At 68.9% G+C, this 19,703-nt stretch carries 20 protein-coding genes; 12 read left to right on the forward strand and 8 right to left on the reverse strand.

The genetic code is table 11. The annotated features are described in order from the left end of the window. The first annotated feature begins 6 nt into the window (after nt 1-6). Complete coding sequence (locus ACUYTF_RS07890) at nt 7-1,203, forward strand: AI-2E family transporter (protein WP_434144289.1); 1,197 nt, start codon at nt 7-9, stop codon at nt 1,201-1,203. Continuing rightward, nucleotides 1,200-2,441, forward strand: coding sequence for a threonine ammonia-lyase (gene ilvA, locus ACUYTF_RS07895; protein WP_434144287.1), 1,242 nt, complete (start codon nt 1,200-1,202; stop codon nt 2,439-2,441). Before ACUYTF_RS07890 ends, ilvA begins: the two co-directional genes overlap by 4 nt. Nucleotides 2,442-2,752: 311 nt before the next feature. Here the strand turns inward: ilvA and greA are convergent, their stop codons facing one another. Both greA and ACUYTF_RS07905 read right to left on the reverse strand, forming a co-directional pair. Then, entirely contained in the window at nt 2,753-3,238 is a 486-nt protein-coding gene (gene greA, locus ACUYTF_RS07900; RefSeq protein WP_434144285.1) for a transcription elongation factor GreA, read from the reverse strand. 131 nt (nt 3,239-3,369) lie between these two features. Further along, on the reverse strand, nt 3,370-3,804 hold the full coding sequence (locus ACUYTF_RS07905) for a DUF4307 domain-containing protein (RefSeq protein ID WP_434144283.1): 435 nt from the start codon (nt 3,802-3,804) through the stop codon (nt 3,370-3,372). Nucleotides 3,805-3,889: 85 nt separating this feature from the next. On the opposite strand from ACUYTF_RS07905, the gene mca reads away from it, so the two are divergent. The 3 genes from mca to recQ are packed head-to-tail and all read left to right on the forward strand — an operon-like array spanning nt 3,890 to nt 7,015. Beyond that, a complete protein-coding gene (gene mca / locus ACUYTF_RS07910; RefSeq protein WP_434144281.1) occupies nt 3,890-4,759 on the forward strand; it encodes a mycothiol conjugate amidase Mca in 870 nt (289 codons plus the stop codon). Continuing rightward, on the forward strand, nt 4,756-5,136 hold the full coding sequence (locus tag ACUYTF_RS07915) for a hypothetical protein (RefSeq protein WP_434144279.1): 381 nt from the start codon (nt 4,756-4,758) through the stop codon (nt 5,134-5,136). Before mca ends, ACUYTF_RS07915 begins: the two co-directional genes overlap by 4 nt. A 13-nt stretch (nt 5,137-5,149) precedes the next feature. After that, nucleotides 5,150-7,015, forward strand: coding sequence for a DNA helicase RecQ (gene recQ, locus ACUYTF_RS07920; RefSeq protein ID WP_434144277.1), 1,866 nt, complete (start codon nt 5,150-5,152; stop codon nt 7,013-7,015). 139 nt (nt 7,016-7,154) lie between these two features. Here the strand turns inward: recQ and ACUYTF_RS07925 are convergent, their stop codons facing one another. Next, on the reverse strand, nt 7,155-8,063 hold the full coding sequence (locus tag ACUYTF_RS07925; protein ID WP_434144275.1) for an NAD-dependent epimerase/dehydratase family protein: 909 nt from the start codon (nt 8,061-8,063) through the stop codon (nt 7,155-7,157). 126 nt (nt 8,064-8,189) lie between these two features. Here ACUYTF_RS07925 and ACUYTF_RS07930 point away from each other — a divergent pair, with 126 nt between their 5' ends. After that, the gene (locus ACUYTF_RS07930) at nt 8,190-8,936 is read left to right on the forward strand and encodes a WHG domain-containing protein (protein ID WP_434144273.1); all 747 of its coding nucleotides are present in this window, start codon (nt 8,190-8,192) and stop codon (nt 8,934-8,936) included. A 168-nt stretch (nt 8,937-9,104) separates the two neighbouring features. Here the strand turns inward: ACUYTF_RS07930 and trhA are convergent, their stop codons facing one another. Further along, entirely contained in the window at nt 9,105-9,887 is a 783-nt protein-coding gene (gene trhA, locus ACUYTF_RS07935) for a PAQR family membrane homeostasis protein TrhA (protein WP_434144272.1), read from the reverse strand. 114 nt (nt 9,888-10,001) lie between these two features. On the opposite strand from trhA, the gene ACUYTF_RS07940 reads away from it, so the two are divergent. From ACUYTF_RS07940 to ACUYTF_RS07950, 3 genes are all read left to right on the forward strand, one after another. Beyond that, nucleotides 10,002-10,787, forward strand: a complete 786-nt coding sequence (locus ACUYTF_RS07940; RefSeq protein WP_434144270.1) for an isoprenyl transferase — start codon at nt 10,002-10,004, stop codon at nt 10,785-10,787. 88 nt (nt 10,788-10,875) lie between these two features. Continuing rightward, the gene (locus tag ACUYTF_RS07945) at nt 10,876-12,210 is read left to right on the forward strand and encodes an amidohydrolase family protein (RefSeq protein ID WP_434144268.1); all 1,335 of its coding nucleotides are present in this window, start codon (nt 10,876-10,878) and stop codon (nt 12,208-12,210) included. Nucleotides 12,211-12,256: 46 nt separating this feature from the next. After that, the gene (locus ACUYTF_RS07950) at nt 12,257-12,601 is read left to right on the forward strand and encodes a hypothetical protein (RefSeq protein ID WP_434144266.1); all 345 of its coding nucleotides are present in this window, start codon (nt 12,257-12,259) and stop codon (nt 12,599-12,601) included. 68 nt (nt 12,602-12,669) lie between these two features. On the opposite strand, the gene ACUYTF_RS07955 is transcribed toward ACUYTF_RS07950, so the two are convergent. After that, a complete protein-coding gene (locus tag ACUYTF_RS07955; protein WP_434144264.1) occupies nt 12,670-13,161 on the reverse strand; it encodes an S-ribosylhomocysteine lyase in 492 nt (163 codons plus the stop codon). A gap of 92 nt (nt 13,162-13,253) precedes the next feature. Then, a complete protein-coding gene (locus tag ACUYTF_RS07960) occupies nt 13,254-13,556 on the reverse strand; it encodes a hypothetical protein (RefSeq protein ID WP_434144263.1) in 303 nt (100 codons plus the stop codon). A 384-nt stretch (nt 13,557-13,940) separates the two neighbouring features. Here ACUYTF_RS07960 and ACUYTF_RS07965 point away from each other — a divergent pair, with 384 nt between their 5' ends. Together ACUYTF_RS07965 and ppgK are read left to right on the forward strand one after the other, a co-directional pair. Continuing rightward, nucleotides 13,941-14,531 carry a phosphorylase family protein gene (locus tag ACUYTF_RS07965; protein ID WP_434144261.1) on the forward strand — a complete coding sequence of 197 codons (591 nt, stop codon included), beginning with the start codon at nt 13,941-13,943 and terminating at the stop codon, nt 14,529-14,531. 70 nt (nt 14,532-14,601) lie between these two features. Then, a complete protein-coding gene (gene ppgK / locus ACUYTF_RS07970) occupies nt 14,602-15,396 on the forward strand; it encodes a polyphosphate--glucose phosphotransferase (protein WP_434144259.1) in 795 nt (264 codons plus the stop codon). Nucleotides 15,397-15,505: 109 nt separating this feature from the next. Here ppgK and ACUYTF_RS07975 read toward each other — a convergent pair whose 3' ends face one another. Both ACUYTF_RS07975 and ACUYTF_RS07980 read right to left on the reverse strand, forming a co-directional pair. After that, a complete protein-coding gene (locus ACUYTF_RS07975) occupies nt 15,506-16,522 on the reverse strand; it encodes a substrate-binding domain-containing protein (protein WP_434144257.1) in 1,017 nt (338 codons plus the stop codon). 13 nt (nt 16,523-16,535) lie between these two features. Then, a complete protein-coding gene (locus tag ACUYTF_RS07980) occupies nt 16,536-18,203 on the reverse strand; it encodes a glycoside hydrolase family 13 protein (protein WP_434144255.1) in 1,668 nt (555 codons plus the stop codon). Between the two features lie 203 nt (nt 18,204-18,406). On the opposite strand from ACUYTF_RS07980, the gene ACUYTF_RS07985 reads away from it, so the two are divergent. Beyond that, entirely contained in the window at nt 18,407-19,654 is a 1,248-nt protein-coding gene (locus tag ACUYTF_RS07985) for an extracellular solute-binding protein (protein ID WP_434144253.1), read from the forward strand. Nucleotides 19,655-19,703: the final 49 nt, after the last annotated feature.

A 19,703-nucleotide genomic window follows, 5' to 3' on the forward strand; every position in this document is an offset into this window, starting at 1 on the left:
GATCCCGTGGAGAAGGCAACGAGCGACGACGCACCCCGGGAGCCGGTGAACGCCGAGCACGAGCTACCGCTCGGCGTGCGCGTCGCCGCGGCCTGGTCGTGGCGCCTCATCCTCATCGGGATGGCCTGCGCGGGGGCGCTCTGGCTCATCGTGCAGGTGCGCATCATCGTCATCCCGCTGCTCGTCGCCATTCTGCTGACGGCGCTGCTCGCGCCGATCGTGCGCTGGTTCGAGCGCCGCGGCGCGCCCCGCTGGCTCGGCGTCGTCACCGCGCTCGTCGCGTTCATCGCCTGCGTCACCGTGCTCGTCGCGCTGATCGTCACGCAGTTGCGCAAGGGCTTCGGCGATCTCGCCGCGCGCACCGAAGAGGTGTGGTGGGAGCTGCTGAAATCGATCGAGAACAACGCGTTCGGCATCAACGTGCGCGAGGTCAACGCGTTCACCGCGCAGCTGATGAAGACGATCGAGGATCACCAGTCCGAGATCTGGAACGGCGCTCTCGGCGTCGCGACCTCTGCCGGCCAGTTCGTGACGGGCATGCTGCTCACGCTCTTCTCGCTGATCTTCCTGCTCATCGACGGCAAGCGCATCTGGTTCTGGGTGCTCGGCTTCCTGCCCGCCCGCGCGCACGCGCCGGTCGAGGCGGCCGGCCGTTCGGGCTGGGTGTCGGTCGGCCAGTACGTGCGCGTGCAGATCTTCGTCGCTTTCGTCGACGCGGTCGGCATCGGCGTCGGCGCGGCCCTGCTCGGAGTGCCGCTGCCCATCCCGATCGCAGTGCTCGTCTTCCTCGGGTCGTTCATCCCGTTCCTGGGCGCCATCACGACCGGACTGCTCGCGACCTTCATCGCGCTCGTCTACAACGGTCCCGTGAACGCCCTCATCATGCTCGGCGTCGTGATCCTCGTCAATCAGATCGAGGGCCACGTGCTGCAGCCGCTCGTGATGGGCAGCGCCGTGCGCGTGCATCCGCTGGGCGTCGTGCTCGCCGTGTCGACCGGCGCGCTGCTCGCCGGTATCCCGGGCGCCCTCTTCGCGGTGCCGCTCGCCGCAGCGGCGAACTCGATCGTCAACACGCTGGTCCGCAAAGAGTGGGAGGCCGGCACGGATCCCGTCGCCGAGTACCACCGTCTCGACAAGATCTCACAACGGGCCCGGAACCGGGCAAAGCATGTCGCAAGTCTGCGGCGCAAGGAAGGAAGATGATGACTGAGGGTGCCCCCGTTCTCGAAGACTTCGAACGCGCGCTCGGGGTGGTCCACAAGATTACTCAGCGCACACCTCTTGAGTCGTCACGATATCTAGCCGAAGTGCTCGATGTACCGCAGGTCTTCCTGAAATGCGAGAACCTGCAGCGCACGGGCGCCTACAAGCTGCGCGGCGCCTACAACCGCCTGCTGCAGCTCACCGAGGAGGAGCGCGCCCGCGGCGTCGTCGCGGCCTCGGCGGGCAACCACGCTCAGGGCGTCGCCTTCGCGGCGCGCGAGCTGGGCATCAAGGCCACCATCTTCATGCCGCGCGGCGTCGCGCTGCCGAAGCTGCAGGCGACCCGCGGCTACGGCGCCGACACGGTGCTCGAGGGCGCGACGTTCGACGACACCAAGGTCGCGGCGAAGAAGTTCGTGGAGGAGACGGGCGCGATCATGGTGCCGCCCTTCGACCACCCCGCGGTCATCGAAGGGCAGGGCACGGTCGCCCTCGAGATCCTGGAGACCCGCCCCGACGTCGAGACGATCATCGTGCCGATCGGCGGCGGCGGCCTCATCTCGGGCGTCGCGCTCGCGGCCAAGCTGCGGGCTCAGCGCGAGGGGCGGCCGATGCGCATCATCGGCGTGCAGTCCGAGAACGCTGCGCCCTTCCAGCCGTCGATCGACGCCGGTCACCCGGTGACGATCCAGACGAAGCCGACCATCGCCGACGGGATCGCCGTGGCGCGGCCGGGCGATCTCACGTTCGCGATCGTGCGCGATCACGTCGACGAGATCGTCACGGTGAGCGACGACGATATCGCTCGTGCGATCGTCATGCTGCTCGAGCGGGCGAAGCTCGTCGTCGAGCCCGCCGGTGCGGCCGGAGTCGCGGCGATTCTGTCGGGCAAAGTCAAGGCCCAGGGCGTCACCGCGACGGTGCTCTCGGGCGGCAACATCGACCCGCTGCTGCTGCAGCGCGTCATCGGCCACGGTCTCGCGGCGTCGGCCCGCTACATGAAGCTGCGCATCCTGCTGCCCGACGTGCCGGGCCAGCTCGTGCGCACGGCCACGATCGTCGCCGAGCAGAACGCGAACGTCGTCGAAGTGATTCACACCCGTCACGCGACCGAGCTGCCGGTCAGCGAGGTCGAGCTCGAGCTGCACATCGAAACCCGCGGCCACGCGCACGGCGATGCGGTGGCGCAGGCGCTGCGCGATGCCGGCTACACCGTCAGGGTGGGCGAGCGCTACTAGAAGCGCGACGCGCAGCGTCGCGCCGTGGCGCTCGCGGCCGCTACAGCGGCCGGCCCACGGAGCTTTGCGCGGGGTGGAGCGCTACTAGAAGTGCGACGCGCAGTGTCGCGCCGTGGCGCTCGCGGCCGCCACTGCGGCCGGCGGTGTGCCCTGCCGTTAGCTCGCTCGGATTTGCGAGCTCATTCGGACGAACAGCGGCCGGAAGATCCGAACGAGCGCTCACATCCGAACGAGCGCACGGCGCGAAGCGAGAATCGCGAGAGGCCGCCCCCGACAGCGTCGGAAGTGGCCTCTCGCGATCTGCCGGGGCGTCAGCCGGCGTAGGTCTCCACGGCGAGGATCTTGACGGGGATCCGGTTGCCGTTCGGGGCCTCGTAGCTCGCCTCTTCACCGATCTTCATGCCGATGATCGCGAGACCGAGCGGGCTGTCCGCGCTGTAGACGTCGAGGTCCGATCCGTCGGCGAGCTCGCGGCTGCCGAGCAGGAAGCGCTCCTCGTCGCCGAAGATCTCGGCCGTGACGACGGTGCCGATCTCGACGATGCCGCTCGCCTGCGGCGCTTCGCCGACGACGGCGTGCTTGAGCAGTTCTTCGAGGTCCCGGATGCGTGCCTCCATCTTGCCCTGTTCGTCTTTCGCGGCGTGGTAGCCGCCGTTCTCCTTGAGGTCGCCCTCTTCGCGCGCCGCTTCGATGCGGGATGCGATGTCGCGTCGTCCGGGGCCCGAGAGCTCATCGAGCTCGGTCTGCAGACGATCGAAGGCTTCCTGCGTCAACCAGGTCTGTGCAGGCTCGGCCATCGGTGCTCCTCGTTTCCGTGTGGGTCCGTTGCGTCAGGCCGCAGGGGCGGGTAACGCAAACGCCCTGAGAACCTCAGGGCGTCGCCTCAGATTAGCAGGTGCGGCCGGGAAAACCGTGGAGCCGCGCGGGGCTACGCGGCTTCGACGGCCCAGCACTCCTTCACGTAACCGGCGGTCGCGGGCGTCGTCGTGAAGATGCGCGTGGTGATCGTGTGGGAGCGCTCGGCCGACGCCGGCACGAGGATGACCTTCCACCCGACGGTCGCCTTCGACGGGCTGAGGGCTTCGATCGCGCATGCGATCGGAGTCTCGGCGGGCCCGCTCACCATGAACTTGACGGTGCCCTCGGAGTCGCTGGCGGCGGAGAAGGCGATGTCCTGCGCTTCGATCTGAGTCGTCTGCTCCCAGCCGCTCCAGATGAGATAGCCGGCGCCGCCGAGCACCATGAGCACTGCGGCGGCCCAGGCGAAGCGCCGGTCGAAGCGGCCCTTGCGGCGCGTGCCGTAGCGGTCGTCGAGGTCGTGCGTCGCCGAAGCGCCCGAAACGGGGGGATGCGCCTCCGACACGGAAACCTCCGAAGTGTGCTGGGTAGACTTGATGCCTGTGCCAGCGTATCGGGGTCGCCCGGGAGGCACTTGTGAAAGGACGCGAATGACGCTCAGGCTGATCGCCGTGCACGCGCACCCCGACGACGAGTCGAGCAAGGGAGCCGCGACGTACGCGCACTACCTCGATGCGGGCGCCGAAGTGCTGATCGTCAGCTGCACCGGCGGCGAGCGCGGCGACGTGCTCAACGACCTCGTCGCACGCGATCCGAAGAGCCGCCGCGATCTCGCCGGCCTGCGCCGCGATGAGATGGCCCGCGCGCAGGGCATCATCGGTTTCGAGCACCGCTGGCTCGGCTACCAGGATTCGGGGCTGCCCGATGAGGGGGAAGCGATCCCTGCCGGGTCGTTCGCAGATATTCCGACCGAGGTGTCGGCCGAGGCCCTCGTGCGCGTGGTGCGCGAGTTCCGCCCGCATGTGATGATCACGTACAACGAGCAGGGCGGCTACCCGCACCCCGACCACATCCGCTGCCACGAGATCTCGAAGCTGGCCTGGGAGGTTTCGGGCGATGCGGAGAGCTACCCCGAAGCGGGCGCGCCGTGGACCATCAAGAAGATGTACTACGAGTCGATCTTCAACGCCGATCGCATCAGCCGCATGCTCGAGACTCTGCAGGAGCGCGACCCCGAGTCGCCGCTCATCGGCCAGTTCACCGACTTGGCTGAGCGGTTCTCGCTGCGCCCCTCCGATAGTACGGCGAAGATCGAGGTCGGCCGATTCTTCGAGCGCCGCGACGCAGCGCTGCGCGCGCACGCGAGCCAGGTGCCGCCCGACAGCCCGTTCTTCTTCTGGCCGAACGAGCTGCAGCGCGAGGCGTGGCCGTTCGAGGATTACCGGTTGGCGGCGTCGCGCGTGGCGACGAGCGCATTCGAAGCAGACCTGTTCCAGGGGATCGAGGAGGAGAACGCATGAGCATGCCGTTGAGCGTGTGGACCGTGGCGGCGAAGCTTGCGGAGGAGGACACCGAGTTCGACCCGAACATCGTGTCGCCGGGGGTGGCGGGCTTCCTCGTCACCGGGCTCTTCGCGCTGCTCGTGATCGGGCTCGGGTTCCTGCTCGTGCGCAAGCTCCGTCGCAACCAGTACCGACATGATGCGCGCGAGCAGATCGCGCTCGAACTGGCCGAGCGCGACGCGGCGGCGGGCGCGGCAGGTGCGGCGGGCGACGCGAGCACTGCCGGTTCCGAGGGTGCGTCCGGTGCCTCGGCCGAGGGCCCCGACGGCCCCGAGGACCCCGAGGGATCCGGGAGTCCGGAGCGCCCCGGGAACCCCGCGACCCCTCAGCAGTAGGCGGAAGCTTTCGATGAGCGTCGGCAGCTACGTCGGCCGCGACCCGCGCGAGGTGCTCGCCGAGGTGTTCGGCTACGACTCCTTCCGCGGCGAGCAGGAGGAGATCGTGCGCCGCGTCATCGCGGGCGGCGACGCGGTCGTGCTCATGCCGACCGGCGGCGGCAAATCGATCTGCTACCAGATCCCGTCGCTCGTGCGCGAGGGCACGGGCATCGTGCTGTCACCGCTCGTCGCGCTCATGCACGATCAGGTCGCGGCGCTGAGACTCGCCGGGGTGCGTGCGGCCGCGCTCAATTCGGCGCTGAGCCTCGATGAGCGCCGCGAGGTCGAGCGCGCCTACGCGGCCGGCGAACTCGACGTGCTCTACCTCGCCCCCGAGCGGCTCGCGGCCCCGGGCACGGTCGAGCTGCTCGAGCGGGGCCGCATCGCGCTCTTCGCGATCGACGAGGCGCACTGCGTGTCGCAGTGGGGCCACGATTTCAGGCCCGATTACCTGCGACTCGGCGCGCTCGCGGAGCACTGGCCCGATGTGCCGCGCATCGCCCTGACGGCGACCGCGACCCCCGAGACGCACCGCGAGATCACGGAGCGGCTGCACCTGGAGCAGGCGCAGCACTTCGTATCGAGCTTCGACCGCCCGAACATCCGCTACCGCATCGATTCGAAGCAGAACGCGCGCGCCCAGCTGATCTCGTTCGTGAAGGGCGAGCATGCCGGTGACGCGGGCATCGTCTACGCGCTGAGCCGCAAGCGGGTCGAGCAGACTGCTGCGGCGCTGCGCCAGGCCGGGGTCGACGCGGTGGCCTACCACGCGGGGCTGCCCGCGCACGAGCGGCTCGAAGCGCAGACCCGCTTTCTGCGGGAGGACGGCGTGGTGGTGGTCGCGACGATCGCGTTCGGCATGGGCATCGACAAGCCCGACGTGCGCTTCGTCGCCCACATCGACCTGCCGAAGTCGATCGAGGGCTACTACCAGGAGACGGGGCGCGCCGGCCGCGATGGTCTGCCGTCGCAGGCGTGGCTCGCCTACGGTCTGCAGGATGTCGTGCAGCAGCGGCAGATGATCGAGTCGGGCGACGGCGATCAGGCGACGCGCGCGAACCAGACCCGGCACCTGAATGCGATGCTGGCGCTCTGCGAGGGCGTCGAGTGCCGACGCGCTTTTCTGCTGCGGTATTTCGGCCAGGGATCGGCGCCCGATGCTTCGGGCCGGCCCGCGGGCTGCGGCAACTGCGATGTCTGCCTGAACCCGCCGAAGACGTGGGATGCGACGACGCCGTCCCAGATGCTCATCTCGACGATCGTGCGCACGCAGCGCGAGCGGAACCGCACCTTCGCGGCCGGCCAGCACATCGACGTGCTGCGCGGCGTGCAGTCCGAGCGCGTCGCTCAGCTGCGACTCGACGAGCTGTCGACCTGGGGCATCGGCAAGGAGTGGTCGGTGGCGCAGTGGCGCGGGGTCGTGCGGCATCTGCTCGCGACCGGCCTGCTCGAGGCCCGGGGAGAATGGGGTGTGCTCGCACCGCTGCCCGAGGCGCTCGCGGTGCAGCGCGGCGAGGTCTCCGTGCACATGCGCGAGGAGGTCATGACGCGGGCGGGCGGCGGGGGTCGGCAGGCATCGGGATCGAAGCGTTCGGCCGCCGCGGCGGAGCTCTCGCCCGAGCAGGCCGAGGTCTTCGAGCGGCTGCGCGCGTGGCGTGCTGCCGAGGCGAAGGAGCAGGGCGTGCCGGGGTACGTCGTCTTCGGCGACGCGACGCTCGCCGCGCTCGCGGCGCACCTGCCGACGAACGACGAGCAGCTGCTCGCGATCTCGGGCATCGGTCAGGTGAAGCTCGAACGCTACGGCGCCGCGGTGCTCGAGGTGCTCGCGGCCGAATAGGGGGGCGACTCGATGCCCGGCCCTCGGGGTGCTCGATCCGGAGTCGTGGAGCCTCACGCACCGATCGGCGCACTCCGGTGGTGCCTCAGGCTCCACGGCAGTACCGGGGTCTGCTCCTGTGAGGAATGCCGGGCCGGGCTCAGCGCGCCGCGTGCCACTCCGCGAGCGTGCGGTCCCACGGCGTCGGCGCGAGGCCGAGCTCGGTCGTGAGGCGCCCGGGGCGAATCTCGCTCGGCGCGGCCCAGAGGTAGTGCTGTCGCGCGAGTTCGCGCAGCATGGGCGACACGATGCCGCCCGCAGCGAGTATCGCGCGGGGGAGCGGGCTCACGGTCGGGTCGCTCGACCCGTTCGTGCGAGCGGCGTCGCGCGCCATGTCGCGCTGGGATCGGGCGGCGGGTGTCGGGGCGGTGAGCACCGTACCGTCGGCGCTTGCGAGCGCGATCGCGGCGATCAGCGCGCGGGCGAGGTCAGGGATCGACGTCACCGCGTGCGGGGCATCGGGATCGCCCATCGCCCAGACCCGCCGCCCGGTGGCCGCAGGGGCGAGCACGGTCGCGACGATCGCCGACGACTGCGCGACGGCCGTCGGGCCGACGAGGTCGGAGGCGACCACCGAAGCGGTCAGCGCCGGATGTTCGGCCCGCGCCGCGAGCAGCTCGGCGCGCACTTCTCCGAGCGGGGATACCGGTGCGATGGGAGACGACTCGGCGAGGTGGCGGGCGCCGTGCCCGAACGCGTAGACCGATTCGGGGAAGACGACCGGAATGCCGAGTTCTGCGGCGACATCCATGACCGCCTGTTCGCGCTGCGGCAGCTGCTGCCGCCAGGCGCGGGCGGAGTACGGCGCGTGGATGCAGTGGAGGATCGCGGCGGCCCCGGATGCTGCGTCCCGCAGTTCCGCTCGATCCCCGGCGTCGCCCGAGCGGACTCGTGCCCCGGGCACCGCTCCCGTGCCGCGCCGGAGCATGGTCGCGTCGTGTCCGCTCCCGGAGAGGTCGGCGGCGAGCTGGCGTCCGATCTGCCCGGCTCCAGTGATGAGATAGTGCATGGTGCTCCATGTTCTGTGATCAGTGCTCTCTGAATTTCGAGAACGAATCTACGTGAAGGGCTCGACAAAATCAAGAGCAGTGATCTCTGAATTGCGCGAGCAGCCCGACGCTGGCATCATGAAGCCATGGATCGCCCACGTCGCACGCACGCAGAAGCGCGATCCCTGATGCGCGCGGGCATCGTGCGGCACGGCAGGGCGCAGCTCGCGGAGAAGGGAGCCGCGGCGCTCTCAGTGCGGGAGATCGCCCGCGGCCTCGGCGTCGCGTCGTCGGCGATCTACCGGCACGTCGCCAACCGCGACGCGCTGCTCACGCTGCTCGTCGTCGACGCCTACACCGAGCTCGCCCGCCACGTCGAAGCCGGCATCGACGTCGGGCTGCGGCCGGAGGGCCCCGCCGGCGCCGACGATGCGACGCGGCTCGGGCGACTCGCACGGGCCATGCGCGAGTGGGCGATCGCCCAGCCGGCATCGTGGGCGCTACTGTACGGATCGCCGGTGCCCGGCTACGAGGCGCCTGCCGGAGAGACGACCTCGCCCGGCACGCGCGTCATGGCGATGTTCGTGGGGGCGCTCGCCGGCGGGAGCGCCGCGAGACGCGACCCCGACGGCCCGCGGGTGAGTCCGGCCCTCGCGTCGGTGCTCGCCGCGGGAGTGGCGGATCTCGACGCTCAGCACTCGTTCCCGCAGTTCGCGCGGCTCGCGTTCGAGGCGCCTGGCTTCGCCGCCGACGCGATCGAAGCCTGGACCGGGCTCATCGGCTTGATCAGCGCCGAGATCTTCGAGCAGCTCGGGCCCGACCTCGCGCGCCATGGCGAGGAGCTGCTCGAGCGCTGGGTCGCCCGCACCGTCGTTCGCTTCGGCCTCGGCTGAGAACGACTCCCGCGCCCACTGCGCCTACTTTGCCCGTCGCGCCCGCGCGTCTCCGAAGTCGTGGAGCCCGGTTCACCGCCCCGAGGGCTCCAGTGGTGCACCGGGCTCCACGCGAACGAGGGGGCGAGAGAGGCAGGGGTGCGGATCCCCAGGGATCACAGCGTGAGGCTACCGCAGGTAGACGGGGTCGAGCGCGACGAGCAGCGCCGCCGTCCAGTGGCAGAGGAACGCGAGCACGGTGAGCGCGTGGAAGATCTCGTGGAACCCGAACACGCCCGGCACCGGGTTCGGGCGTTTGAAGCCGTAGACGACCGAGCCGAAGGTGTAGAGCAGACCGCCCACGATGATGAGCACCATGGCTGCGGGGCTCGCTCGGTAGATGTCGACGAGGAACATGACCGCCGCCCACCCGAGCAGCACGTACAGCGGCACGTACAGCCAGCGCGGCGCCGAGACCCAGAAGACGCGGAACCCGATGCCGACGAGCGCCCCCACCCACACCAGCACGAGCAGCAGCACGCCCTGGTCGAGCGGCAGGGCGAGCAGGGCGATCGGCGTGTAGGTGCCCGCGATCAGGATGAAGATGTTCGCGTGGTCGAGGCGTTTGAACACGAGTTTCGTGCGCGGCTTCCAGTTGAAGCGGTGGTAGAGCGCCGAGACGCCGAAGAGCAGCATGCTCGAGAGCATGTAGACCGCCGATGCCCATTTCGCGATCGGGCCGTGCGCGAGGCAGATGAGCACGATGCCGGCGGCGATCGTGATCGGGAACATGCCGGTATGGATCCAGCCGCGCCAGCGCGGCTTCGCCTCGACCGTCTCCCGCTGTTCGAGCGCATCGTCGAGCAGCGGCAGCGAGAGGGGGTCGGGGGCGGTGCCCGATCGGTCGGAGCCGAGGTGATCGGCGCGATCGCGCCGGGGGCCATCGTGATCGGTGCTGCCGCGTGGGGTCATGCCTCGAGTGTATGGAGGCCACAGTCCCAGCGGTGCATATATGTAGGGTCTCACCAGGTTCGCGCGCGGGCGACGCAGGGCAGCAGCGCAGCCCGCGGGCGATACACTCTGAGAGTGACAGCTGAGCAGTCGACGCCGCGCACCGGTTTTCTCTACCGGCTCTATCAGCGACGGCTGCGCCGCGAGATCGACCCGGGCCGCGTGCCGCAGCACATCGCCATGATCGTCGACGGCAACCGGCGCTGGGCGAAGCAGCGGCTGCAGGAGCGGGCGGCCTACGGGCATCGCGCCGGCGCCCGCAAAGTGCCCGAGCTGCTCGGCTGGGCCGAAGCGGCCGGCGTGCGCACCGTCACCCTCTACCTGCTCTCGGCCGACAATCTGAGAGCCAGGGATCGCCAGGAGCTCGACGACCTGCTCGGCATCATCGGCGAGCTCGCCGAGCAGCTCTCCGAGAACGAGCACTGGCGAGTGAAGCACGTCGGTTCGTGCGCGGGTCTCTCGGAAGGGCTCGTGAGCGCGCTCGCCGCAGCCGAGGAGAAGACCGCCGGCCATACGGGATTGCACGTGAATCTCGCGGTCGGATACGGCGGGCGCAGCGAGATCGCGGAGGCCGTGCGCAGCGTGATCGCGGAGCACCAGGCCGAAGGCGGCACGATCGACACCCTCGCCGAGCGCCTCACCCCCGAGGAGATCGGCGAGCACCTGTGGACGCGCGGGCAGGCCGACCCCGACCTCGTCATCCGCACCTCGGGCGAGCAGCGCCTCTCCGACTTCATGATCTGGCAGTCCGCGCACTCCGAGTTCTACTTCGTCGAGGCGCTCTACCCCGACCTGCGCGAGGTCGACTTCTTGCGCGCCCTGCGCGACTACTCGACGCGGCAGCGGCGCCTCGGCGCCTGATCCGCCGCCCACCGGCCCGTGACCGTGCACCGGCCCGTCGGAGTGCTCGGATGCGGCGTTCCGGGCCTCGAACGGCGATGATGGTCGTATGACATCCGAGACGATGACGCTGCGCGCCGACGCGATGCTGACGCCCGAGGGCCCGATCGCCGATGCCGAACTCGCATTCGACGCCGATGGGCGCATCGCCTACGCGGGGCCGCGGCGAGACGGCGCGGCGCAGGGAGCACCCGTGCTCGACCTGCCGGGGCACGTGCTCATGCCCGGCCTCGTCAACGGGCACACCCACTCGGCCATGACGCTGCAGCGCGCGGTCTCCGACGACGAGGGATTCATGCCCTGGCTCGCGACGGTGCAGCGCATCGAGCAGCAGCTCACGCACGACGATCTCGCGGCGGGGCTCGACCTCGCCATGCTCGAGATGATCGAGACGGGCACCGTCGCGTTCGCCGACATGTACTACTGGGACGAGGCGCTCATCGAACGGGTGCGAGACGTCGGCATGCGCGTCTTCGCCGGGCTCGCCTGCTCGAACGTCGACCATGTCGCCTTCCCCGGCGTTTCGAGCTGGACGGGTGCCGACGTGCTCGCCGAGACGGAGCGGCTCGCGGAGCTCTACGCGGCCGACCCGCAGGTGCGGGTCGGTTATGCTCCGCATGCGCCGTACACCTGCACGCCCGACTTCCTGCGCGACGTGCGCGAGCGCGCCCTACGGCTCGGCATCCCGATCCACACGCACATCTCGGAGTCGCGCGCCGAAGTCGAGCAGATCACCGAGCAGTACGGCAGTACTCCGGGCGTCTACCTCGATTCGCTCGCCTTCTTCGACGCCGACGTGCACGCCGCCCACTGCGTGCACCTGACCGGGCCCGAGATCGAGCGCTTCGCCCAGGCCCGTGTATCGATCAGCCATAACCCGGTCTCGAACCTGAAGCTCGGCAACGGCATCGCGCCGCTGCCCGAGATGCAGGGTGCTCAGGTGCGGCTCGCGCTCGGCACCGACTCGGTCGCGAGCAACAACTCCCTCGACCTGTTCGAGGAGGTCAAGACCGCCTCGATTCTGCAGCGCGGTGCGCACCATGATGCCGCGATCGTGCGCGCGGCCGATGTGCTCGACATCGCGACGCGGAGGGGCGCCGAAGCGATCGGCTTCCCCGACTCCGGCGCCCTCGAAGCAGGCCGCCTCGCAGACGTCATCGCGCTCGACGTCACCGGCACAGCTGCGGCGCCGCTCGACCTCGCAGCCGTGCCCGAAGCACTCGTCGCGCATCTCGGCTTCGCCGCGACCGGCGCCGACGTGCGACACGTGTTCATCGGCGGACGGCACGTGTACGCCGACGGCCGCCACCTCGTGCTCGATGCCGACGCCGTGCGCGCCCGCGCTCGAGAAGCGCGCACCCGCCTGAACGCGTCGGCCGGGTGAGGGCGATGCTCCGTCCCGGCAGGCCCGAGCGCGCACGAAGACGAGCGTGGGGACGCAGATGCGCCGGTATCTGAAGCTCGCGTCGAACCGTCTCGTGCGCGACCCCGATGCCCTGTACGTGCATCCGTACTCGGTCGACCTCAGCATCGTGCCGTTACCGGTGAGAGTGGGCGTCTCGGAGGGCGACGCCCACGGGGCACATGGATCGTGCCTCTCGCTCGACGAGGCGCTATCGCCCGAATGGGCGGAGCACTTCGTGAACGCGAAAGGGGAGTGGCTGCTGCCCTATCTCGAGCGCCTGCACCGGGGGCAGGCGGTCGAGGAGTTCGAACTGATCGCCGACTACGAACGCCGCCACGGCCGTTCCCCGCGCATCTTCGAAGCGGACTGAAGCGGCGTCGGGCGCTCGGCGATCCCTGGAGGGAGCCGCTGCGTCTCGGCGCCTGCGACGGCCCGGCCTCAGGCGAGCTGAGACCGGTCGAACGCGTCGAGGCTGATGCCCTGCTCGAGCACGGTGCGCGCCCATTCGCGGGCCGAGTGCAGGCTGTGGTCGCGGTAGTTGCCGCAGCTCTCGGCGGTCGTGCCGGGCACGTCTGCCCAGGTGACGCGCTCGGCGATGTCTTCGAGGGAGCTCTTGATGGCGGCGGCGACCTCGGCGGGGGTCGGCTCGCCCCACGCGATGAGGTGGAAGCCGGTGCGGCAGCCGAAGGGGGAGATGTCGATGAGGCCGTCGAAGCGGGTGCGCAGCAGACCGGCGATCGTGTGCTCGATCGTGTGCAGGCCCGCGGTCGGAATCTCGGCGGCGTTCGGCTGCACGAGACGGATGTCGTAGTTCGAGATCGCGTCGCCTCTCGGGCCGCGTTCGACGCCGATCAGGCGGACGTAGGGGGCCAGCACGCGGGTGTGGTCGAGGGAGAAGCTCTCGACCTCGGCAAGTTCGACATCGCTCATGCCGCCAGTGTAGGGGCGGCCCGCGCGCCGCGTCGACGAGTGTTACCCCGTGTGGCGGCGCGCGGCCGGAGGGCCGGGCATCATCGGTGCGCCTACGCCGCGTGGGCGATGCCGCGACGGGTGAGCGCGATGCGCGCCCCGTGCCCGTCGGCGTGCTCGGCGACCTGCACCTCCCAGCCCGAACGGTCCAGGTGGGTGAGGTCGCCCTCGGCCGCGCCCAGGCTGTCGGTGTCGACGAGGTAGAGCGTGCGGCCCGAGGCCCGGTAGACCGAGCGGCGCTGCGCCCAGTCGGGGATGACCATCTCGCCGTCGCCGAGCGAGTGGTACGGCGTGCGGCTCGGGGCGGCGATGCCCGCGTGCGCGGTTATGGATCTGATGCGTGGTGGTGTCGTCATGGGGTGTCCTTTCGATACCTGCTCGGGGCGACGACGCCGGCGAGCGGTGGGGTGGGGCGCATCTCGCGGGGTCGCGGAGGCGCTGGCGCTGGCGGGCCGGCGGTGCAGGGCGTGCGTGACGCTTCTGCCGCCGGAGCCGTTCAGGCGCCGATTCGCGCAGCATTTCAGATGCGCGCTGGGGTCGGAGCGACCGTCGCGGGAGTCGATTCTTCGTCGCCCCGGCAGCTGCTCGTGAGAATGGCGAGAGATGCTCGAGGGCGGAAAACGCGGGTCGGTTTCGTGCCCAGCATGCTAGTTTAGAACATTGTTTCGATAAAAGCCAGTGCCGGGTGTTCTCGATAGTTCGGCGCGAGCACGCCCGCGGGTCGGGGTGGGGAGAACGATATGACGCAGTCGGTACCGCAGCAGGTGACGGAGACCGGCACCCTGCTGGTGTTCGCGCACGCCGATGAGGCGACGGCGTTCGCCGACGTCGAGCACTGCGTGACGGGCGTCGGCAAGGTCAACGCCGCCGTCTCGCTCGCGGCGGCGCTCGCCGAGGGCGGCGTGGAGCGCGTCGTCGTGCTCGGCACTGCGGGCGTCGTCGGCGACGGCGCCGCCCGTCTCGACCTCGACACCGTGTACCAGGTGACGGGGCTCGTGCAGCACGACTATTCGCTGCCGTCGCCGCTGCTGCGGCCCTCGGGCGAGGTCGTGCTGCCCGAGGTGCGCACCGCCGTCATGGCTACCGGCGACCAGTTCGTGAAGAACGACGAGCAGCGCACCCGCATCGCGGGCCTCGGCGCGGCGCTCGTCGACATGGAGGGTTACGCCTACGCGGCTCTGTGCGCGAAGTTCGGGGCGACGCTGCAGATCTTCAAGGTGCCGTCGGACTTCGCCGACAGCTCGACGACCGACGCCGAGTGGGATGCGATCGCGGCCCGCAAGAGCGTGCAGCTGCGCGAATTCTGGGACGCGGGGCTGCGCGAGGCCTGATGCAGGGCGCGCTTGTGACACGCGGCGCCGCTGCGGTGGCGGCGAGAGAAGTGCAGTAAAATCTGAGATCATGGCGCAAATTCATCCTGCGATCGGACTCGACGTCGGCGGCACTGGAATCAAGGGGGCCGGAGTCGACACGGAAACCGGTGAGAAGCTCACGTCCCGGCATAAGGTGCCCACCCCCATCGGCGGCACGCCTGCGGATATTGCCCGTGAGGTGGGAATCATGGTCGAGGCGATTCGTGCCGAGCTCGTCGCGGGCGATCTGATCTCGGCCGAGGCGCGCATTCCCGTCGGAGTGACCCTGCCCGGTGTCGTGCGCGGCGGAATCATGCGTACAGCAGCGAATGTCGATAAGAGCTGGATCGGTACTGATGCCACCGCATTGATCTCGGAGGCCGCAGGGGCGCACTGCCGCGTCGTGAACGATGCCGACGCAGCCGGTCTCGCTGAGGTCGTATTCGGAGAAGCCGCCGGCCTCGACGGATCCACGCTCGTGCTGGTGTTCGGCACCGGTATCGGTTCGGCGCTCATCTACGACGGCGCGCTCGTCCCGAACCTCGAGCTCGGGCACATCGAGTTCGACGGCCATCCGATCATCGAGCGCCACGCCGCAGCGAAGGTGATCGAGCGGGAAGGGATCACGCTGGCCGAGTGGGCGTCGCGCGTGGAACGCTACCTCCAGCACCTCGAGACGACCATGAATCCGGATCGATTCGTACTCGGCGGCAGCATCAGCAAAGCGGCAGACGAATACCTTCCCTTCGCAGGAGTATCGGTGCCGGTTATTCCGGCCCGCCTGCGCAATAATGCCGGAATCGTCGGTGCCGCTCTGCTCGCCGCGCAAGAGGCTGCGACGTAGGCCGCCCCTGCATCGGCTCGAGCTCCCGGCTTGGGCCCGGTGAATGCTGTTCGAGTCGGGGGTGCACAGCGGTGCGATGCCGGCTTCGTTCAGGCGGACGCTGCGGGTGCTACGAGCGCGGTCGTGTAGTCGATGAACGCACGCGCAGCTCGAATGGAAGCGCGGTATCGATCGGGGCCGAGCCGTTCGCGAGTTGGTCGAGGAGCAGCTGAGCAGCCCGGGCTCCCTGTTCGCGCGGGAACTGAGCGACCGTGGTCAGTCCGAAGAAATCAGAGAGGTCGTAGTCGTCGACTCCGACGATAGATATATCGGTGGGAACGTCGAGGCCGAGATCGCGCGCTGCGAGTATCGCGCCGATGGCCATTTCGTCGGATGCAGCGAAGATCGCCGTCGGCCGTTCGCGGTAGGGCAGCCCCAGAAGCTGCTTCGCGGCCCGGTATCCGCCCTCGATCGTGAAATCAGCATCGCGCACGAGCGCCGGGTTCGGGGCGAGGTTGGCGTCTCCCAGAGCGTCTGAGAATCCCTGCTGGCGACGGAGCGGCAGATGGAAGTCGGCATCGAACTCGGGGCCGCCTCCGATGTGGCCGATGCGCTCGTGACCGAGAGCGATGAGGTGCTGGGTCGCGAGCCGTGCGATGGCGATATCGTCGACTGCGAGCGAGGGCGCCCCCGGCATCGGACCGCCGACGCCGACCAGTGGCTTGCCGATCTGGTGGAGGCGCGCGACCTCTTCGGGGCTGAGCTCGAGCGCGATGGCGATCACGGCATCGACGCGCTGCCGCAGGAGGAAATGCTCGAATACCCGACTGCGTTCGCCATGCGCCCCTTCGAGGCTGTACAGCGTGACGTCGTACCCCGCGTGGAGCAGTGCTTGTTGCGCGCCGGCGAGCACTGTGGTGAAGTACCAGCGGTCGAGCACGGGCATGAGCACGCCGACGTTCCGGGTGCGACCGCTAGCGAGGCTCGAAGCATTGGAAGAGACCACATAACCGAGTTCGGCGGCAGCGCGTTCGACGCGCTGCTTCGCCGCCGCCGAGACGGCGCCGCGTCCGGAAAGGGCTCGCGAGACGGTGGCCGTCGATACGCCCGCGAGCCGCGCGACCTCGGCGATGCCCACTACTGTCACAGTCGTAGCCTAGTCAGTGCCGGGGTGCGCGCGCATCCGGGCGGATGACCCAGGCTGTCGTGTCGCGGGGAAGTTCTCCGTCGTCAGAGAGGGGAGCGCTGACCAGCGCGACCTCGCCGGCGGGGAGCGGGACGGGGTGCTCTCCGAAGTTCGTGATGACCCGTACAGCGCCGTTCGTGAAGTCGAGGACAGCTGCATCAGCGTCGTTCCAGACAAGTGCACCTGCGCCGAGCTCGTGGGCCCTGCGCGTCGCGAGCAGAGACCGATAGAGCGACAGCGTCGAATCGGGGTCCTCGCGCTGCACATCCCGGGCGAAGTTCTCCCAGTGCTCGGGTTGCGGCAGCCAGCTCGCCCCGTTCGGGCTGAACCCTGCAGCCGGCGCTTCGGCCTGCCACGGCAGCGGAACGCGACACCCATCGCGGCCGTACCGTTCGCCGCCTGTCCGCACCCAGGTCGGATCCTGACGCGCTTCGTCGGGGATATCGATCGCTTCGGGGAGGCCGAGCTCTTCTCCCTGGTAGAGGTAGGCGCTACCCGGGAGTGCGAGCATCAGGGATGTCGCGGCCCGTGCGCGCCGGAGACCCGTTTCTTCGTCCCCGAGCCCGGTCGAGCGAGGGCCGAGCCCGTGCCCTTGGAGATTCGTTTCGGTGAGTGCGAGCCTTGTGGCGTGGCGCACGACGTCATGATTCGACAGCACCCAAGTGGCAGGAGCCCCGACAGCGCCGAACGTCGTCAGCGATGCATCGATCACGTCGCGCAGGGCGCGAGCATCCCACTTGGCTTCGAGATACGCGAAGTTGAAGGCCTGATGCATTTCGTCGTTGCGCACCCAGAGCGCGGTGCGTTCGAGCGGATCGACCCACGCCTCCGCAGCGAGGACGCGTGCTCCGGAGTAGCTGTCGAGGATCCTGCGCCACTCGCGGTAGATCTCATGGACGCCGTCCTGCGCCCAGTAGGGTGCCGGCTCGGCAGGTTCGATGCTTCCTGCGCCCATGCTCCCGGCGTCAGCTGGGGGAGTCCAATCGGGCAGCCCTTCTGCCTTGATGAGCCCGTGTGCGACGTCGACGCGGAACCCGTCGGCTCCGCGGTCGAGCCAGAACCTGAGTATGCGTTCGAACTCCTGGCGGACCTCGGGGTTCGTCCAGTCGAAATCTGGCTGCGTCGAATCGAAGAGGTGGAGATACCATTGGCCCGGCGAGCCGTCTGAATCCGTCACGCGCGACCATGCGGGTCCACCGAATACGGAGCCCCAGTTGTTCGGGGGCTCGGAGCCGTCCTCGCCTTTTCCGTCGCGGAAGTGGTAGCGAGCGCGCTCCGGGCTGCCGGGCGCGCTTGCGATCGCTTCCTTGAACCACGGGTGCTGGTCGGACGAGTGGTTCGGCACGAGGTCGACGATGATGCGAATGCCGCGATCGTGAGCGGCTGCGAGCAGGTCGTCGAAATCCGCGAGCGTGCCGAACAGCGGATCGATGTCGCAGTAGTCCGACACATCGTAGCCCGCATCTTTCTGCGGAGACGTCATGAACGGGCTGAGCCAGACCGCATCGATGCCGAGTTCGGCAAGGGAGTCGAGCTGTGAGGTGATCCCGGCGAGATCGCCGACCCCGTCTCCGTTCTTGTCGGCAAACGATCTCGGGTACACCTGATAGATCACGGCACTGCGCCACCATTCATTGCTCATGGTTGCTCACTGTAGAGATAGGGCGGCACTTTTAGCAAGCGCTTGCACAAAGATGATCGTTCAGTTCATTTCTGCAATCTGAAATGTGCTACTTGCGAATGTCGTGCGATCATGCAATTGTGTAAGCGCTTGCATTTGCAAGTCTGTGACGAGCAGGCCGCTCCGGGCCGATCGCACTCCAACCACTCAGAAGAGGTGCACCGATGAAGGTGAGAACCGCAGCAAGGATCGCCCTGGGCGTCATGATCACCGGCGCCATCGCGCTCACGGGATGTTCGGCGAACGAAGGGTCGAGCGACGGTCAGGCGGATGGTGATGGCACGCCGATCACGGTCTGGGTCGATATCGAGCGCAAGCCCGCGCTCGACACCGTCGCGAAGGGCTTCACCGAGGACACCGGCGTTCCCGTGAAGATCGTGACCAAGGATTTCGAAACCGTCGATCAGGATTTCATCAGTCAGGTACCGACGGGGAAGGGCCCCGATGTGATCGTGAGTCCGCACGATAAACTCGGCGCGTATGTCGCAGCGGGCGTCGTCGCCCCGATCGAACTCGGCGAGGTTTCGAGCGAGCTCGCCGATGCCTCGGTCCAGGCGGTGACATACGACGGCAAGGTCTACGGCATGCCGTACTCCATCGAGAACGTCGCGCTCGTGCGCAATACGGCTCTCGTCTCCGACGCGAAGACGACCTACGATGATGTCATCGCAGCAGCCGAGGCGGCCGGCACGAAGTATCGGATGCTCGTCGGGCTCTCCCCCGAGCAGGGCGACCCCTACCACATGTACCCGCTGCAGACTTCGTTCGGTGCCGCGGTCTTCGCGCAGAACGACGATGGTTCGTACGATGCTTCGAAGCTGGTCATCGGCGACGAGGCCGGCACCGACTTCGCCCGGTGGCTCGCGACGCAGGGGGCCAACGGTTCGGGCGTCTTCAACGCGAACATCGACGGGGATCGCGCGCGCGAGTTCTTCATCGCGGGCGAATCGCCCTACTATCTGACCGGCCCCTGGAACATTCCCGCGATCAAGGAGGCGGGCATCGAGTATGCGATCGACCCGCTGCCCTCGGCCGGCGGTCAGGAAGCGAAGCCGTTCATCGGCGTCAATGCCTTCTTCCTCTCCAGCAAATCGACGAACACTCTCGCCGCTACCAACTTCATAGTCAACTATCTGAGCGATGAAGACGCGCAGTTGGCCCTCTACGATCTGGGTGGGCGCCCCCCAGCGCTCATTTCGGCCTACGAGCGCGCTGCTGCCGACGACCCGGATGTCGCGGCGCTCGGCGAGATCGGTCAGGCCGGAGTCCCGATGCCTGCGATCCCGGAGATGGGAGCGGTATGGAGCGATTGGGGCAATGCGGAGCTGCAGATCATCAAGGGCGAGGGCGGAGACCCGGCCGAGATCTGGGCGAAGATGGCCTCGAACATCGAGGCGAAACTCGCGGATTGAGCGTGTCGGTCGCAACGTCGCGGGCGGGCAGTGCAGACGCTCCGCGGCG

The sequence above is a fragment of the Leucobacter sp. GX0328 genome, assembly GCF_053567315.1.